This is a genomic window from Rhodococcus sp. SG20037, from assembly GCF_031763325.1.
GTDB lineage: Bacteria > Actinomycetota > Actinomycetes > Mycobacteriales > Mycobacteriaceae > Rhodococcus_F > Rhodococcus_F qingshengii.
Genome location: NZ_CP134497.1, coordinates 4,209,596 through 4,226,999 on the forward strand (window position 1 = coordinate 4,209,596; position 17,404 = coordinate 4,226,999).

Below are 17,404 nucleotides of genomic sequence, written 5' to 3' on the forward strand. Positions count from 1 at the left end.
GTCGATGGTGCCGTCGTCGAAATCCTGGGCGGCACCATCTCGGGGAAGGAAAGAACGTGGTCGCCTCAGCAGATCGGCGTCCACCTGCGTCCACGGACGTAGTTATCCCCAGCTATCTCCCTCTCGTACTGGTCAATCTCGCGACGCTGTTCTCGGCGATCGGCAACGGTATCGCCATCGTCGTGCTCCCCTGGCTGGTTCTCGAACGAACCGGTAAGGCTACCGACGCGGCGATAGTTGCCGGCGCAGCAGCCATTCCGCTACTCGTGTCGAGCCTGTTTTCGGGGACATTCGTCGACAAGTTCGGACGCCGTCGAACGTCGATGATTTCCGACGCTCTCTCTGCGATGTCCGTTGCAGCGATTCCGATCATCGCGGCCACCGCGGGCTTGACGATCCCGGTGATCGCGGCGTTGGCCGCACTCGGCGCCGTGTTCGACCCCGCCGGAATGGCGGCGAGGGAGTCCATGCTGCCTGCAGCGACTCGGACCGCCAAGTGGAAGCTCGATCGAACCAACAGTGTGTACGAGGCCAACTTCAACGTCGCGTATCTGATCGGCCCTGGCATCGGCGGTGTCCTCATCGCAACGATCGGAGCGGTGAACACGCTCTGGGTCACGGCGGCAGGTTTTGTGTTCTCGATAGTCATGGTCGCCTTCATCCGGCTTCCCGGCGCCGGAGTGCCCGAACACGAACACCGTCCGAAATCGATCTGGCACGGCACACTCGACGGTCTTCGGTTCGTCTGGAACAACAAACTGCTGCGCACCCTGGCGCTGATCGACATGGCAGTCGTCGCGCTCTACATGCCTGTGGAGAGTGTCGTGTTCCCGGTGTACTTCACAGAGTTGGATCAACCGGCCCAACTCGGATCGGTGTTGATGGCCTTGGCGATCGGCGGCATCATCGGCTCTCTCGCCTACGCCCCACTGGCGCCGATCATGTCCCGGCGGCTGATCATGATTTTTGCCGTCGCCGTTCTCGGCATAGCGATGCTGGCCATGGCGCTCCTACCTCCACTGTGGGTGATCCTCGTACTTGCCGGACTGCAGGGCCTCGTCTACGGACCAGTCGGCCCGATCGCCAACTACGCCATGCAGACGCACAGCCCGGAGCACATGCGTGGACGCGTCGTCGGTGTCATGACGTCGACGGCCTACGCCGCAGGCCCGCTCGGCTACCTCGCGGTCGGCCCGCTGCTCGATCAACTCGGAATCGCGTCGACCTTTGTGGCCCTGTCGATTCCGATCATCCTGATCGCCGCAGTCTGTGCCTCTCTGCCGGTGCTTCGCGAACTGGATCGTCCGCGGCACTCGACCGACGTCAGTTGAACCCCATCACGTCGTTGCCCCAGGCGACGCGCAATCCGTGATCGGGGTCGCTGACGAGGGTGTCGGCGGAGTCGATCAACAGCGTCGACCGCTTCTCTTCCTCGTACGGCGCCCAGTGCTTCGAGCCGTCGAGGGCCGCCGGCACGGCATGCCTGGCGAAGGCCAACCATCGCCGTTGGATACGGCCGGCCACCTCCATCGCGGCCTTCCGACCGCCGAGCCAGAACGTGGGGTCGACGTTCAGGGTTCCGAAATTGCCGAATACATAAGGTAATTCGGTCGCGTGGCCCGCGCCGATCCGCGCCGCCTTGAGCATCGGCGTCGCGTGATCGAAGCGGTAGACCCATGTAGGGGAATGCCTGCAGTGCGCGTCTGCGATCCAGAGGGTCGGCATGCGAAACGCAGCGTCCCGTGACAGTGCCAGCGCGCCACTCGGTTTCGCATGGTCAGGGTAAGCCGACATGATCTCGGCAAGTTTGGTCGCGGAGATGTCGGGGTGATCGTCGGCCAGTAATTGGAGCATTGCCTCGACGGACTGCGCACTCACCGGCATCAGCGGAGACTTCATGAACTTGAAGATCGACGCCTCGTCCTTGTTGGAACCGATGATCAGTGGGATTCGGTGCGCGTAACCCTTCTGGAAAGCCGCAACCGGGTAGTGCGGCACCAGATCGCGATCGACAACGGGTGCCATCGCCAAAGTTCCCGGAATCCGGGTCGGAATTTCGTTGACCAAATCATCGCTTGCCTTGACGAGCAGTTCCAGATCCGTGGTCAGCAGATCGCCTGCGTCTTCGGGGTCGATCGAGAGCAGTTCGAGAAACCGCTCTGCAACGGTCTTGGCGCGCTCGGCCCCGTAGACGGAGGTCGCGGGCGGACTCTGGGCAATCGCACGATGGAACAGACCTTCGGCGCTCGGACAGGTCATGAGCGTCGTGATGGATCCTGCGCCGGAGGACTCACCGAACACGGTCACCGCACTCGGGTCACCACCGAAGGCGTCGATGTTGTCTCGAACCCATTCGAGTGCCGCAATCTGGTCTCGCAGACCACAGTTCGATTCGAAAACAGTATCCGCGGTGGAGAATGCAGACAGGTCCAGGAATCCGAGTGCGCCGACGCGATAGTTGAAGGAGACGAGAACGACGTCACCGGTTTCAGCCAGATGACGGCCGTCGTAGATCGTTTGGGCGGCGGATCCGAGGCAGTAGGCGCCGCCGTGAATCCACACCATCACCGGTCGCGGCGTGCCGTCGGGTCGCGGGGCCCAGACGTTGATCGACAGGCAGTCCTCGTCGATTTTGAAGGCCCGATCGATCGGAACCGCCGGACTCTGGCCTTGCGGCGCGATCGGCCCGAACTCACGACAGTCGCGCACCCCGTCCCACGGCTGTGCGGGTTGTGGCGCTCGGAACCTCCGCTCACCCACCGGCGCCGCTGCGTAGGGCATGCCCTTCCACGCGAATACACCGCCATCCGGATACCCGCGGGCTTCTCCGCCTCGCGCCCGGATCACCAGAGTTCCGTCCTCGCCGAGATTTGGTCGAACGTCGGTCTCCATGTCTGAATCCCCTCCCGACCCGCGCGTGTGGCAATCAAGACCAAACCTACCAATCTCGGACGGGTGTGCGCCGAGTACGCAACCCCTCGGTGTTAAGGTCGCCTAGTTCTGACACGGGGTGCTCCGCATGGGCGGGGCTGAGAACACACCCGGGAACCTGATCAGGTAATGCTGACGAAGGGATGTCATGGCTACTACGCAGCCTGCATACAATTCTGCCGAAAACTCGGTGGCCACAGCGCCGTCGACGGATCGGTTCACAGATCGACTCTGGGCCGAGACGAAGGCCCTCCGCGAGTCGATCGACTCACTGGAGTTCCTCCGCCGCCTCGGCGACGGAACATTGCCTCTCGACGCGTTCCGCACGTACATCGAGCAAGACAAGCTTTATCTCGAGGGGTATTCGAAAGCGTTGTCCCTGGTCGCGGCCCATGCCCCGGATCCGCAGTCCGCGGGCTTCTGGTCGAATTCCGCGTCCACGGCAGCGACAGTGGAATCTGCGCTTCACGACGGACTTCTCACCGGTGGAATTCTTCCAGCGGGATCGGGAAGGCTCGAGCATTCGCAGGCCTGCCTGGGATACGTCTCGTATCTGACGGCGACTGCAGCAACTGCGCCTTACCCGGTCTCCGCAGCGGCAGTACTCCCCTGCTTCTGGATCTACGCCGAGGTCGGCCGCGATCTTGCCGCTTCAGCGCGCGAGGTACTCGACGCCGATCCGTCGCATCCGTACGCACAGTGGGTCACGACCTACGACGCACCCGAATTCCACGAGTCGGTGGCGCAGGCCCGCGTACTGGTCGATGCTGCGGCCGAAGCTGCCACCGAGACAGAGCGTGAGGCGATGAGTGAAGCATTCCGCATCGCCAGCCGCTATGAGCTGATGTTCTGGGATTCCGCACTCCACCAGCAGCCTTGGCCGGCGTCGTGATGTCGTTTGCGGCGCTGCGCCGCACGCTTGCCACGTCTGCCGCGATCGCAGCCGCGTTCACAGTTCTGACCGGATGCGCCTCTGACACCGGCTCTTCCGACGGGACCATTCGGTTCGCACTCGACTGGACACCGAACACGAACCACACCGGTTTGTACGTAGCACTCCAAGAGGGCTACTTCGAGGACGCCGGCCTGGACGTCTCGATCCTGCCGTACAACAACACCTCGCCCGACACCCTGGTCGATGCCGGCAATGCCGAGTTCGGCATCAGCACACAGAGTCAGGCCACGTTCGCCCGTGCAGCCGGCGCCGCCACGAAGTCCGTCATCGCGCCACTTCAGCACCGCGCCACCGGCATCGGCGTGAAGGCGGATCGTGCGGACATCACGCGCCCACGTGATCTCGACGGGAAGACGTACGCCGGGTTCGGCGATCCCGGCGAAGTCGAAACGCTGCAGCAGATCATCCGCAACGACGGCGGGACCGGGAACTTCACGACGGTCACGCTCGGAACTTCCGCGTACGAAGCCGTGTACTCGGGCCAGGCAGACTTCACCGTCTCCTACTTTGCTTGGGAAGGCCTCGAAGCGGAGCGAAACGGAACTCCGATGCGGTACTTCCAGTACACCGATTACGGCTTCCCCGATGCATATTCGATCGTGATCAACGGCAACCAGCAGTGGTTGAAGGACCATCCCGACGAGGCACGCAAGTTCGTCAAAGCCGTTCAACGCGGATATCAGACTGCTGCCGACAACCCGGACCAGGCCGCGCAGGATCTCATCGACGCGAACCCCGGAGCATTCACCGACGAAGACCTCGTGCGTGAGAGTCAGCGGATGCTCGCCGCCGACTACATGAAAGACGCCAACGGTGTTGTGGGCGCCCAGAATCTCGAAACCTGGTCGGGCTACTCGGGATTCCTCTTCGAGAACGGATTGCTCGCCGGACCCGACGGGAAGCCGTTGACCCAGAAGCCGGACTGGTCGGAGTACTTCACCAATGAGTATCTCGACGCGTCCTGACGTGAGCGGACGGTTGGTCTCGACCATGCGGCGGGCGCTTCCCGCGCTCGCCGTGGTGGTGCTCCTCGTGGCGGCGTGGCAGATCTACGTCGAGATCAGTGGGATTCGGCCGCAAGTACTTCCGTCTCCGGGGCGCGTTCTGTCCCAGGGGTGGGACAACCGCGAGATCATCTCCGGCCACGCCTGGTCGACATTGCAGGTCACGTTGGTCGGCTTCACTGTTTCATTGGTGTTGGCCTGGATTCTTGCTGTGGTCGTGGACTTTTCGCCGTGGTTGTCACGCGCGCTGGTACCACTTTTCGTCGTCTCGCAGACGCTGCCGATCATCGCCATCGCGCCGCTGATGATCATCTGGTTCGGCTTCGGGCTGTTGCCGAAGGTGTTGGTGATCGCCCTTGCGACGTTCTTCCCCATGACCATCGGACTCATCGAGGGATTTGCCGCGGCCGATCGGGAAGCGGGCGCTCTCCTGCGCAGTATGGGCAGCACTCGCTGGCAGGAGTTCCGATACGTTCGCCTTCCTTCGGCAATTCCGCGATTCTTCACTGCCCTGCGCATCGGCATCACGTATGCGGTCGTGGGTGCGGTGTTCTCCGAATACGTCGGCGCTACTTCCGGTTTGGGTATCTACATGAGCACCCAGAAGAACTCCTTCCGCACCGACCTGGTGTTGGCGGCCGTACTGGTGACCGCGTTGATCAGTGTCACGCTGTACTTGCTGACGTTCGCCATCGAGCGCATCGTTGCACCATGGGCGATGAACGAAAGGTCGCGGACATGACTGACCCGATGGTCGAGGATGCAATGGTCGAAATCCAGGACCTGACCAAGAGGTTCGACACGGCCGGAGAACCGCGTCTCGTGCTCGATTCGGTGTCCTTTGGCGCCGACGCGGGCGAATTCGTGTCGGTGATCGGGCCGAGCGGCTGCGGCAAGAGCACGATCTTCAACGTCCTGGCCGGGCTCGAATCCCCGACCGCGGGTTCGGTCCGTGTGGGCACGCGCGCAACGGAATCCGAAGCAGCCGCCGAGGTGCACACCGCGTACATGCCGCAGAAGGATCTTCTGTTCCCTTGGCGCTCGGTACTGGACAACACGGCCCTCGGTTTGGAAGTGCAGGGAGTCGGCAAGAAGGAAGCACGCGAGCGCGCTCGCGAGTTGTTCCCGGCGTTCGGACTGTCCGGATTCGAGGACGCCCGGCCGTCACAGCTGTCCGGCGGCATGCGCCAGCGAGCGGCGATGCTGCGCACCGTTGTTCAGGGCAAACCTGTCCTGCTGCTCGACGAGCCGTTCGGCGCACTGGACTCGTTGACCCGCACCGAGATGCAGGCCTGGCTGCAAGACGTGTGGCAGCAGTACCGGTGGACCGTGCTGATGATCACCCACGATATTCGTGAAGCGATCTATCTGTCCGATCGCGTGGTCGTTCTGTCGGCGAGGCCGGCAACGGTCAGGTGCGTCGTCGACGTTCCCTTGCCGAGGCCACGCGAACTGGACATGATCACCTCGCCCGAGTTCGCCGACGTCGAGCGTGAGCTGCTTGCCGTACTCCACGACGAGACTCGCAAGTCGCTACAGCCCTAGCGGTTACTGACAATGCGCTGAGAGCGCGCCGATTTCACCTGCCGTTCAAGAGAAAGTGCATCGCAACGGTGCAACTTCGCGTAGGATGTCGCGGCGCGTTCGCCCAAAACGCCTTAATATCAGCAAGATCCGAACGCTCGACACGCAATCCGTCAACGCTGCACAATTCTCTGTACTCTTCGGTAACGTACACTCGGTCGCCTACGAGACCAACGGCCAGAAGGTAACTGGACGGTAAAGCGGAATCGTGGAGGCACAGTCATCGCAACAGATTTGGAAAGGGACAGCGTGAGCACACTGCAGTCAGGTCAGAGCCTCGGAGTCGGCCAGGAACTCAAGTCCGACAACGGCGCATACACCCTCACCTTGCAGGACGACGGCAACCTGGTTCTGTCCGAGGGCGGACAGGCTGTTTGGGCCGCAGGCACCAACGGATCCGGCGCCAACCGCGCCGAGGTGCAGGCTGACGGAAACTTCGTCATCTACAAGGACTCCGACGCCGTGTGGGCATCGCAGACCGCAGGCAACGACGGTGCCTCCCTCTCGGTTCAGGACGATCGCAACGTCGTTCTGTCCGCCGGTGGAAATGCTCTGTGGTCTTCGGACACTGCAATCGAGGCTCCGGCCGCCGAGGCTGCCCCGGAGCCCGCTCCGGCACCGGAGCCCGAGCCTGCACCCGCCGCTCCGGCAGCGCAGAGCTACACCGTCGAAAGCGGCGACACCCTGTGGGCAATCGCGGAGCGTTTCTACGGTGACGGCAACCAGTACCAGCGCATCGCGGATGCAAACGGCATCCCGAACCCGGATCTCATCAACGCCGGTCAGGTACTGACGATCCCCGCCTGATTCACTGCTTGACCTGGCCCTGGGTGCCGACGTCCGCGTCGACGCCCGGGGCCTTTTGTGTTCTACGCCACACAGATTCGCGTCCCGCCCAGCAGGCCCTGATACTCCATTGCGGCATCTTTTCGCCTACAGTACTTCCGTACTGCTCCCGAAGGACAGGTGTGCATGAAAGACAGAACAGTCATGATCGGCGCTGTCGCAGTGGCCGCTCTCTCTCTGACATCAGGCCTCGTTTTCGGCGGAGCAGCCGGCGCATTCGGTTCCGGCGGCCCTGTGGTGAAGCCTCCCGCTCTGGTCTCTTCGGTTTCCGTGGAGTCCGTCGCCGGGATCGAACCGGCCGCGTTCTACAGCTCGGTTGCAGTTCCCACGGTTGTCATCCCGCCGACGCCGACCTGGCGAATCGCCGACGAGACGACTGCTCCTCGTAATCAGCCGCTGGTGGTGACCGCGACAAGCACGAGCTCCGCCACCTCGACTACGACGGCCACCAGTACGACAACACCGGTCTCGTCCACGACAACTGCGTCGGCTACCGCGACCTCGTCACCGACCGCGACGGCCACAACCACCAAGACCAGCACCACCCCCGTTGTCACGACCGGATCCACGCCGCCCGTCGTCGAGGTCTCGCCCGTTCTCGCCGGATAACCCTCGCTCTTTCGCCCGCACACCGCCTGGCGTGACGGCGGTTACAGGCACACTTCAGTCGCCGCTCTCGAATAACCGATCTACCTGCGACTACCTTCCTCGTCCTCACGGTTCGTGGTCCGCTGCAATCCGGTCGACCGGAAAAGGACAGCAGCATTGTCGGAGCCTCGCGATACCGTATAGGTCTGAGCTTTTGCGGAAGGAGGTGGCTGATGAGCGCAATGGGCTTCGATCTCGATGTCAGTGTCGACCGGGCGTGGGCAGAATTTCAACGTCGCCTCGGCGATCACATTTCCATCATGGTCGACGGCGACGTTCTTGCCGTGGAATCGTCCACCGGCGACTTCGATCCAGCTGACGGCGCAGCGCCATGCGTTCAGTTCCTCGTGTGGGACGAGAACACAGTCCGCTGCGAGGTTCCTTCCAACGACTTCCTTCATCCGCGCTATCGACTCGAAGATGCCGACGAACAAAAGTTGATCGCACTCGGCTGGAATCCGCCTTCCGAGAATCTGGAGGATCCGAACAACTCCCCCGCCTTCTGCGTCGACAAGGCGCAGAACTGGGCCGATCAGCTCGCAGCGATGACTGTCGCTGCATTCCGTGATGTGTTCGGTGTGCACCACCCGGCTTTTCTATCCAGCGATCTCACCGGCAACGAGCAGACTCCGGATTTCGATCCGTCGGTCGTCGAGTCGACAGAACTTCCGACACTCGACCCCACCGCGGCCTACATGCCCAACGACATCGACCACCTCAAGGAGTTGGTCACTCTCGCTTTGCTTCCCATGCTCGGCACTCTTCCCGAGCGAGACAGCGACGGCGACATACCCATTCGTGTCGGTTCGACTGTCATGTTCGTCGGTCCGCTTTCCGAGTCCATGGACGTGCAGTTGTTCTCCCCACTCGTTCAGGACATCAGCAACCGCACTCGTGCAGCCGAGGTCATCGCCGATCTCAACCGCAAGTGGTCGCGCATCAAGTTCGTCTTGATCGACGACCGTCTGTCGGTGTTCCTCGAGGTGGCGGGTTCGCCATTCGTTCCCAAGCAACTCACCGATACGTGCGCCGCCCTGACGTCGTTCCTGCGTACCGTGGACGACGAGTTCGCCGCACGCGTCGGCGGAGACCTCTTCTTCGCGAACAAGAGCGGTGACTCCTCCTCGCTGCAGCCCGATCTGACGGCCGAGGACCTGCCTCCCGAACTCGAGACCCTGCTGCACCTCGATCTGGACGTGGCCGAGGATCTCGACGCGGTAGCCGATGTCTGTGGTCGTGATCGCGATCTGATTCTTCAGCTCCTCCACATCAGCAACGAATGGCAGATTCAGCTGCGTAGTCAGGCTGTGGACGCCCACAGTCGCGGAGACGCCGAAGAGGCTGCGGGATACGAGGATCAGGTCGGCGGGTGGGAACTCATGGTCGACCGTCTGCGAGGGGCTTTGCGACTGGTGGTCCTGCCCAATTCTCGAACCGAGACGCCGGCAAAGCCGCAACCTGAGCAGATGGGCTTGTTTGCCGATCCCTTGCAACAGAGCCTCTTCGACGATCCGTCCTGACAACACGGATCGGCTTTCCCGCTATTCGAAGTGGGATTTGAAGATCTGTCCGTGGACGCCCACGGTTCGATCGACTACCTGTGAGACCGTGAAATCGGCTGCGGCAGAAAGATACGCGTAGGCCGTCGCTCGATCCATACCGCGATCATGCTCGAGGAAGTCGAGTGCGTTGACCACCGCACGTCGCATGGCACCGTTGAGGTCACTGTTCTGCCCATCGACCGAACCGTTGGGGTCGGACAGGCCGATCGGAATCCAGGCCTCCTCGGTCTCGGCGAACGGGTATCCGAAAGCCACCGATGGAGCCTCACCGGAGTTCTTCTTGCACACGCTTAGTCGGAACGTGCCGCGCAGCGAACCTTCCATCGCCGTCAGCGCTGCCTCGCCGTCGCCCATGGCCATGTGGGGGTCACCGACGTAGAAGAGGGCGCCTTCAGCGAATACCGGCAAATAGAAGGTTGATCCGACACCGAGATGCCTGATGTCGATGTTTCCGCCGCCCAGGGTCGGAGGAATGGAGTTCGACGACGGGGATGTCGGGTCTGCATCCGCAGAATAGGCAACTCCCATCATTCCCATGAAGGGCCGCAGGGGAAACCGCACCTTCGACTGTCCGAAAGGCATCACGCCCTTGCCGTCTTCGATCGCCGTGAAAGTGGAAACACCGCCGTACTTCAACGGGTCCTTTGTTGCGCGCCCGTCTGTGGCGACCGGCGGCATGACTTCGTCCAGAGTGATTCCCGCTGGAGCGGTTCCGTCTGCTGTGACGGCGAGAGCGCCCTTGCCGTGTCTGCTCGACACAACGCCGTACGGCACGCGGGGAATGGCTTCGAGAGTCTCGATCTTGAGTACGTCTCCAGGCTGGGCGCCTTCGACGAAGACCGGGCCGGTGACAACGTGCGGTCCGTCCTTGTCGAAGTTTCGTTCGGTTCGGTTGTATTCGGCCGCAACGGCAATCGCATCCTCGAGCACGTCCTTCTCGGAAACGCCTTTGCTACCGAAGTATTCGAGAGGATTGCGCCCTTGATCCTCGAGAATTCCCTCGTGCGAGAGGGCGTCGATCGTGACGGTCTGGCCCGACTTCATCCGCATCACCTCGCGGGTGTGGATGTTGGGCACATAACCCCACATGACGTCCGACGGATCCGAACTCAGATAGTGATCGCCACTGACGTTTCCGCTGCCCGGTTGCAGAATCGGAATGCCATCGGCGAACGGTAGTGCAGAGGAGGACGATCCAGCCGGTGACGCGTTCGAGTGCGCGCATCCCGAAGCCACACCGGCAACTCCTACGCCCGCACCGAGGGCAGCGACTGCCCTCATGAATCCGCGTCGGCCAAGACCTTTCGTCAGGTCTTCGGCTGCGTTGCGGGCAAGAGTGTATTCCATCGAGATTCCTCCGGAGTGCGTGACGATGTGCGACTGCGAAGAAAGCTAGACCCGATTTGTTACTCGTTCATTACCATTTCATGGCAAGGAAATACCGCTGACTGAGAATGAATTCAGCGACGGCGAAGCCGCCAGAGCGAGGTCGTCTCTCGTGCCCGGGCAGCGTGAAGCGCATCGGTTCGGTCACTGACCTTTGCGTGCGTCGGTTTGACGTCCATGCGATCGACAACAGTGAGCCCACCGGCCGCAATCAGATCGTGCAGTTCGGATCGCGTTCGGAGACCGAGGTGTTCGGCAATGTCCGAGAGGATCAGCCACGCTTCTCCCCCGTCGTCCAGATGCGCTGCGACACCAGTCAGGAAGCCCTTCAGCATCGCTCCAGCGGGGTCGTAGACGGCGTATTCGATGGGCGAGGTGGCCTTGGCCGGAATCCAGGGAGGATTGCAGACCACCAACGGAGCGGTGCCTTCGGGAAAGAGGTCTGCTTCCACCACGGTCACCTGATCGCCGTAGCCAAGCCGCGAGAGGTTGCTACGAGCGCATTGCAGTGCCCGGGGGTCCTGGTCGGTGGCCGTCACCGTCTGAACTCCACGCCGCGCCAGGACGGCAGCAAGAACGCCGGTGCCGGTGCCGATGTCGAAAGCCGATTCCGTCGACGGCAGTGGCGCAGACGCGACAAGATCGACATACTCCCCGCGGACGGGTGAGAACACTCCGAAGGCGGGATGCACTCGTGCGTCGAGAGCCTCGATGAAAACACCTTTGCGGTGCCACTCGTGAGCGCCGATCGCGCCGAGGATGTCACGCAACGAGCGAACCGAAGGCTCACCGGTAATCCCGAAAGCTTCGGTCAACGCGACTTGCGCGTCCGGGGCTCGCCGGAGTGGAATCGACAGATCTGCATCCAAGGGAATTAGCAGCATGCCGAGGATCTGCGCGCGGCGTCCTTGGGTCTGCCGGTGGAGATGGAAGGCTTTGGCTGGGTCGTCGGACGCTCGGCGCGGCTTGCGGTCGATGCGCGACGCGACGGCCTTCGACAGTTGGCGAGCGTTCTGAAAATCTCCGCGCCACAACAACGCCGTGCCTTCGCATGCCAAGCGATAGGCGTCGTCGGCCTTCATCGTGTCGTCGGCGACAACGATGCGCTTGGGCACCGGGGCATTGCTCGTCGAACCCCAACGGGCCGATTGCTCGACGTCGTTCTCGGTCCACACTGCGAATTGTTCAGTCATGTAAGCCCTTCCGGCGTCCGACGCATAGCGGCCGGTCTACCGGCTGATGTGGTCCAGATCTGCAAAATCTGCTCGTCTGGTGTCCACACTAGTCGGGACCGGCCGCGCTACATGACTGCGAGAGGGATGTCAGCCCTTGGCTACGCGAGCTGCCTCGGCGATCCGAGCCTCGGCGACCGCGTCAGCAGCCTCGCCGGCGAGGATTCCGTCGTTCTTCGACTTCGCGAAGATCTCGGTGACCGTGTCGAAGATCTTCTCGACCTTGAGCTTGACCTCTTCGGCCGAGTTGCCCTTCAGCTCGCCGGCAACCTGGATGAGGCCGCCGCCGTTGGCGACGTAATCGGGGGTCCAGGTGATGCCGCGGTCGCGGAGGATGTTCTCGACCTCGGGCACGGTGAGCTGGTTGTTGGCAGCGCCGCAGACAACCTCGGCCTTGATCGAGCGTGCGGTCGTGTCTGTGAGGGTTGCGCCCATCGCGCAGGGTGCGTAGACGTCCAGATCGGCGTCGATGATGCTGTCGACGATGCTCACCTGCGGGAAGTCCGCCTTGACGCGATCGAGCGCTGCGGCGTTGACGTCGGTCGCGAGAACGGTTGCGCCGTCTGCGAGGAGGAGCTTGATCAGCTCGTAGCCGACCTTGCCTGTGCCCTCGACACCAACAGTCTTGCCTGCGAGCGACGGAGTGCCCCAATGCGACTGTGCCGCGGCGCGCATCGACTGGAATACGCCGAGGGCCGTCATCGGAGCGCTGTCGCCGGAACCGCCGACCGTAGCGTTGCGGCCGACGACGAAGTCGGTGTTACGACCGATGATGTCGAGATCGTTGGAGTTGGTTCCGACGTCACCAGCGGTGATGTAGCGGCCGCCGAGGGTCTGGACGAATTTTGCGTAGGCGCCGAGCAATTCGTCGGTCTTGGCCGTTGCGGGGTCGCCGATGATGACAGCCTTGCCGCCGCCGAGGTCGACGCCGGCAACCGCAGCCTTGTAGGTCATGCCGCGCGAGAGGCGCAAAACGTCTGTGACTGCGGCGGATTCGTCGGAGTACGGGTAGAAGCGCGTTCCGCCGAGCGCGGGACCGAGCGTCGTGGAGTGGATGGCGACGATGGCCTTGAGGCCGCTCGCGGGATCCTGGAAGAAGCTCACCTGCTCGTGGGGGTAATCGCGCAGGTAGTCGGCGCGATCGAACACGCCCGCAGTGTCGTCATGGGAAACAACGGAGTTCACGGGCTCGGCGGTGAGAGTCATTGTGGGATAGACCTTTCCGAAGGATAAACGGGGCGCAGTCGAAATATTGGGACGAATTGGCCGTTGGGTACTATTAGGGACAAATAACCCAAAGAGAATCCCGCTGAGCAATTCGTGGAACCAATGCTCTGCCTGAGTTACGATTTGGTCAATGCAAATCTCTTGAACTAGTCAATTCGATCATCCAGTGACTCATATCACTGAGGAGAGGTTCACAAAGTGCTCAGCATCGACAAGCTCGACGTCCAGTTGCTCGGACTGCTCAGCAAGGACTCGAGGATGAGTGTGGCCGAGTTGGCCAACTCGTTGGGCGTCGCCCGCAACACCGTCCAGTCGCGAATGAAGCGCATGGAATCCAACGGACTTCTCACCGGGTTTCGGCCGAATCTCAATCTCCCCGAGGTCGGTATCCCGATTCAGGCATTTGTCGGTCTGGAACTCGAGCAGGGCAAGATCAGCGCAGTCGCTCGGAGTCTGACCGAGTTGCCCGAGGTGATCGAAATTCACGCCACGACCGGTCGCGAGGATTTGCTCGTTCGCGTCGCCACCTCGACGCACGCGGCGCTGCAGAAGTTGGCCGAGCAGATCGTGTCACTTCCAGGCGTCACGCATTCGACCACGACCATCGCTCTGACCAATCCCCTTCCGTATCGAATTCAGCCTCTCCTCGAGCACCTCACCAATGACGCCGGCTGGGGTCGTTCGACCGCCTTCCCCCGTCAGCAGGACTAGGACGGGTGGTCGCGTCGATGCTTCCCAGTGCGCTAGTTTCATGGTTATGAGTGAGATCCAGGGACAGCGCATCGCGTTCATTCAGGCGACGTGGCATCGCAACATCGTCGACCGTGCACGCGACGGATTCACCGACGCGATCGTCGAGCTCGGCTACCCCAAGGACACGGTTGATTTCTTCGAGGTACCGGGAGCTTTCGAGATCCCGCTGCACGCCCGGCGGTTGGCCAAGACCGGCCGCTACCAGGCGATCGTTGCCGCAGGTCTGGTCGTCGACGGCGGTATCTACCGGCATGACTTCGTGGCGACGGCTGTCATCGACGGTCTGATGCGCGTGCAGCTCGACACCGACGTTCCGGTTTTCTCCGTGGTCTTGACGCCGCATCACTTCCACGAGCACGCCGAGCACGTCGACTACTTCAGCACGCATTTCGTGAAGAAGGGCGCCGAGGCTGCGCGCGCGGTCGACGCCACCGTCAAGTCGTTGAAGGCCCTGCCCACCAACTAGTCGTTACCCAAGTCTCGCTGAGTCGAATGCCATCGACTCAGCGAGATTTTTTGTGTCTATCGAGGGGTCTCGACGCTTGCCAGTGCAGAGGCATTCGAGTCGTCGACTTCGCCGTAGCGGTCGACGCATTGCTGGAAGAAGTCCCGCATCTCGGTGATCACCTGGATGTGGCTGCTCAACGACTTCTCCAACGAATCCTCACCGCCTACCGCCTTCTTGGAGAATTTCGCGGCGAGGTTGATTCCAGACTGGAGTGTCCCCATACCTGAGACATTCTCAATCCCCAACAGATTCCTATGCGCCTCGTTTAGTACGCCGAGAAACTCAGCACACGCCAACACGACATCCCGCGCAACGTCTGGAGCAAGGTCCAACTGAGAACCCGCCGTCACATTGTTCCAACCTGATCTAGTCACAGAGACCTCACTTTGGTAGGACATGTTCAATATCGACCGATACTCGCTGCGCTACAACACAACTGGGCTCTTCCTGAGCTTCGGACAGCATTCTTTCGATATTGACCCAGATTGAGCCTTGCTCGACTGGGAACGCAATATAACAACCATTACCGTCCACATCGTCAACGCGTTGGAATTGGATACCGTGCCGTGAACCGGCGCGCAGTTCCTCGACACCTCGGTAGTCAGCATTCCGTCGCACATCGTCGACGGCGCGCGCTGTTGAATACACGGTTAAGAAGTACCAGGACCCGCTCCACCCACAGATCTTCCATCCTGGCTGCTCAACGCCCGCGATATCAACTTCCTCGGTAGCCGGATCAAGCCCCACTTCTTCCAACACCGAGTCCGGGATGTCCTTGCACGGATCGAACAGACCCTCTTGGCCGGATGCAGGCTCAGCCGCCCCCTCCACGACTGAGCTGCATCCTGCCGCAGCCCACACCAACACCCCAGCCATGAGCAGTCGCCCAACCCCCACCGACCCCCGCATGACACCCCCTGTTGATGTGGACCCACTGTATTGGATGCACCGGAGGCTCGATCGGTTCCCGCAATCTTGAAATTCCCAGTTCAGGTTCGCCGGTTCACTCAGAGCGCATCTTCAGCGATTGACGCTCAGCTCAGCAGTCGCATACTGGAGAGGTTGACTACAACTTCGGGAAGGCACCGAGTGAGCGCACCGAAAGCCCCGGCCAAACCAGCGATCCTCAGCGTCGACGACGATCCTGGTGTTTCGCGTGCCGTCGTTCGAGACCTCCGCAAACGGTACGGAGAGAAGTACCGAATCATTCGTGCGGAGTCCGGCGACCAGGCTCTCGAGACCTTGCGTGAAATGAAACTTCGCGGCGATGCAGTCGCTGTCATCGTCGCCGATTACCGCATGCCTGGTTTGAGTGGAATCGAGTTCCTCGAACAGGCAATGGACCTGTATCCCGTAGCTCGGCGCGTTCTACTGACCGCCTACGCCGACACCGATGCTGCGATCGACGCCATCAACGTAGTCGACCTCGACCACTACCTCCTCAAGCCTTGGGATCCGCCGGAGGAGAAGCTGTACCCCGTCATCGATGCGCTGCTCGATGCCTGGGCAAGCTCGAGTCATCACCCCGCCGAGGAAACAAAGGTGATCGGCCATCGTTGGTCCGAGCGATCATCCGACGTCCGAGAATTCTTGGCACGCAACCAACTTGCCTATCGCTGGTACATGTCGGACGAGCCGGAAGGCCAACGACTGCTCTCGGCCGCCGGTACCGAGGAACTGCGGCTTCCCGTCGTCATCGCATCCAATGGGGATGTCCTCGTCGAGCCCACTGACGCCGAACTTGCCGACAAACTCGGGTTGAGTACTACTCTCTCCGAAGACTTTTACGATCTCGTTGTCATCGGCGGCGGCCCTGCGGGTCTGGGAGCTGCCCTGTACGGCGCTTCGGAGGGACTTCGGACGGTCCTCATCGAACGGCGAGCGACCGGCGGTCAGGCCGGCCAGAGTTCACGAATCGAGAACTACCTCGGCTTCCCCGACGGAGTTTCCGGCGCACAGTTGGCCGATCGGGCGAGACGCCAGGCAACCAAGTTCGGCGCCGAGGTCATCACCGCTCGCGACGTCACCGGTTTGGAAATCAACGGCTCTGCCCGCACAGTACGTTTCGACGACGGTTCGTCGGTCGACGCCCATTCGGTCATCTTGGCGACCGGTGTTTCCTATCGCCAACTGTCGGCGCCGGGGCTCGATACCTACACCGGCCGAGGGGTTTACTACGGATCGGCCGTCACCGAAGCTGCACGGTGCAGCGAGCAGGATGTGTACATAGTCGGCGGCGCCAATTCGGCCGGCCAAGCTGCGGTCTATCTCTCCCGCGGAGCTAGGTCCGTCACCATTCTCATTCGCGGCAACTCGCTCGAAGCCTCGATGTCCTACTATCTGATTCAGCAGATCGAAAAGAATCCGAAGATCACCGTGCGCACGTGCACGGAGGTAGTCGGCGCTGAGGGTGACGATCACCTCGAACGAATCACGCTGCGTAACAGAGCCACCGGAGAAGAAGACGCTGTCGATGCTCAGTGGTTGTTCATCTTCATCGGAGCCGCTCCCCTCACCGACTGGCTCGGCGACGTGGTGGTCCGCGATGGGAATGGCTTCGTTCTTGCCGGCCCGGACCTTCCGTCCGAAGGTGTCACCCCGGACGGGTGGCCGCTTGATCGCGCACCACATCATCTCGAAACCAGTGTCCCCGGAGTATTTGTCGCCGGGGACGTACACGCCGAATCGGCCAAGCGCGTCGCGTCGGCCGTCGGAGAGGGCGCGATGGCCGTGATGTTCGTCCACCGCTATCTCGCTCAACAATAGGG

The 17,404-nt window shown here is 61.8% G+C and carries 17 protein-coding genes and 1 riboswitch; of the genes, 11 read left to right on the forward strand and 6 right to left on the reverse strand.

Annotated elements, in window-relative coordinates:
* Positions 1-104: 104 nt before the first annotated feature.
* Positions 105-1,331, forward strand: a complete 1,227-nt coding sequence (locus RHP72_RS19260; protein ID WP_075835366.1) for an MFS transporter — start codon at positions 105-107, stop codon at positions 1,329-1,331.
* Here the strand turns inward: RHP72_RS19260 and RHP72_RS19265 are convergent.
* A complete protein-coding gene (locus tag RHP72_RS19265) occupies positions 1,324-2,892 on the reverse strand; it encodes a carboxylesterase/lipase family protein (RefSeq protein ID WP_007726092.1) in 1,569 nt (522 codons plus the stop codon). The two genes, RHP72_RS19260 and RHP72_RS19265, sit on opposite strands and share 8 nt — an antisense overlap.
* Positions 2,893-2,996: 104 nt before the next feature.
* A riboswitch (TPP riboswitch) is annotated at positions 2,997-3,092 on the forward strand.
* Between RHP72_RS19265 and RHP72_RS19270 the strand changes: the two genes are divergently transcribed.
* From RHP72_RS19270 to RHP72_RS19300, 7 genes are all read left to right on the forward strand, one after another.
* The gene (locus RHP72_RS19270) at positions 3,080-3,823 is read left to right on the forward strand and encodes a TenA family protein (protein ID WP_007726090.1); all 744 of its coding nucleotides are present in this window, start codon (positions 3,080-3,082) and stop codon (positions 3,821-3,823) included. Its footprint overlaps the riboswitch before it by 13 nt.
* Positions 3,823-4,851, forward strand: coding sequence for an ABC transporter substrate-binding protein (locus RHP72_RS19275; protein ID WP_311093704.1), 1,029 nt, complete (start codon positions 3,823-3,825; stop codon positions 4,849-4,851). Before RHP72_RS19270 ends, RHP72_RS19275 begins: the two co-directional genes overlap by 1 nt.
* Positions 4,829-5,632, forward strand: coding sequence for an ABC transporter permease (locus RHP72_RS19280; RefSeq protein WP_003941393.1), 804 nt, complete (start codon positions 4,829-4,831; stop codon positions 5,630-5,632). The genes RHP72_RS19275 and RHP72_RS19280 overlap by 23 nt, the downstream gene beginning before the upstream one ends.
* Positions 5,633-5,640: 8 nt before the next feature.
* On the forward strand, positions 5,641-6,435 hold the full coding sequence (locus tag RHP72_RS19285; protein ID WP_075835368.1) for an ABC transporter ATP-binding protein: 795 nt from the start codon (positions 5,641-5,643) through the stop codon (positions 6,433-6,435).
* Between the two features lie 288 nt (positions 6,436-6,723).
* The gene (locus tag RHP72_RS19290; RefSeq protein WP_020908363.1) at positions 6,724-7,281 is read left to right on the forward strand and encodes a LysM peptidoglycan-binding domain-containing protein; all 558 of its coding nucleotides are present in this window, start codon (positions 6,724-6,726) and stop codon (positions 7,279-7,281) included.
* Between the two features lie 165 nt (positions 7,282-7,446).
* Complete coding sequence (locus RHP72_RS19295) at positions 7,447-7,929, forward strand: hypothetical protein (protein ID WP_020970103.1); 483 nt, start codon at positions 7,447-7,449, stop codon at positions 7,927-7,929.
* A gap of 212 nt (positions 7,930-8,141) precedes the next feature.
* Positions 8,142-9,488 carry a T3SS (YopN, CesT) and YbjN peptide-binding chaperone 1 gene (locus tag RHP72_RS19300; RefSeq protein ID WP_003941353.1) on the forward strand — a complete coding sequence of 449 codons (1,347 nt, stop codon included), beginning with the start codon at positions 8,142-8,144 and terminating at the stop codon, positions 9,486-9,488.
* Between the two features lie 21 nt (positions 9,489-9,509).
* Here RHP72_RS19300 and RHP72_RS19305 read toward each other — a convergent pair whose 3' ends face one another.
* From RHP72_RS19305 to RHP72_RS19315, 3 genes are all read right to left on the reverse strand, one after another.
* On the reverse strand, positions 9,510-10,877 hold the full coding sequence (locus RHP72_RS19305) for an acetamidase/formamidase family protein (RefSeq protein ID WP_058227701.1): 1,368 nt from the start codon (positions 10,875-10,877) through the stop codon (positions 9,510-9,512).
* A gap of 113 nt (positions 10,878-10,990) precedes the next feature.
* Entirely contained in the window at positions 10,991-12,109 is a 1,119-nt protein-coding gene (locus tag RHP72_RS19310) for a class I SAM-dependent methyltransferase (RefSeq protein ID WP_042923118.1), read from the reverse strand.
* Positions 12,110-12,238: 129 nt separating this feature from the next.
* Positions 12,239-13,354, reverse strand: a complete 1,116-nt coding sequence (locus tag RHP72_RS19315; protein WP_007726076.1) for a Glu/Leu/Phe/Val dehydrogenase — start codon at positions 13,352-13,354, stop codon at positions 12,239-12,241.
* A gap of 219 nt (positions 13,355-13,573) precedes the next feature.
* On the opposite strand from RHP72_RS19315, the gene RHP72_RS19320 reads away from it, so the two are divergent.
* Together RHP72_RS19320 and RHP72_RS19325 are read left to right on the forward strand one after the other, a co-directional pair.
* A complete protein-coding gene (locus tag RHP72_RS19320; protein ID WP_003941343.1) occupies positions 13,574-14,086 on the forward strand; it encodes an Lrp/AsnC family transcriptional regulator in 513 nt (170 codons plus the stop codon).
* Between the two features lie 46 nt (positions 14,087-14,132).
* Positions 14,133-14,594, forward strand: a complete 462-nt coding sequence (locus RHP72_RS19325) for a 6,7-dimethyl-8-ribityllumazine synthase (RefSeq protein ID WP_007726074.1) — start codon at positions 14,133-14,135, stop codon at positions 14,592-14,594.
* Positions 14,595-14,650: 56 nt separating this feature from the next.
* Here the strand turns inward: RHP72_RS19325 and RHP72_RS19330 are convergent, their stop codons facing one another.
* Positions 14,651-14,857, reverse strand: coding sequence for a hypothetical protein (locus RHP72_RS19330; protein ID WP_230358883.1), 207 nt, complete (start codon positions 14,855-14,857; stop codon positions 14,651-14,653).
* A 160-nt stretch (positions 14,858-15,017) separates the two neighbouring features.
* Positions 15,018-15,545 (reverse strand): DUF3558 domain-containing protein, encoded by a 528-nt coding sequence (locus tag RHP72_RS19335; protein ID WP_311093706.1) that lies wholly within the window; start codon positions 15,543-15,545, stop codon positions 15,018-15,020.
* 180 nt (positions 15,546-15,725) lie between these two features.
* Here RHP72_RS19335 and RHP72_RS19340 point away from each other — a divergent pair, with 180 nt between their 5' ends.
* Positions 15,726-17,402 carry an FAD-dependent oxidoreductase gene (locus RHP72_RS19340; RefSeq protein ID WP_311093707.1) on the forward strand — a complete coding sequence of 559 codons (1,677 nt, stop codon included), beginning with the start codon at positions 15,726-15,728 and terminating at the stop codon, positions 17,400-17,402.
* Positions 17,403-17,404: the final 2 nt, after the last annotated feature.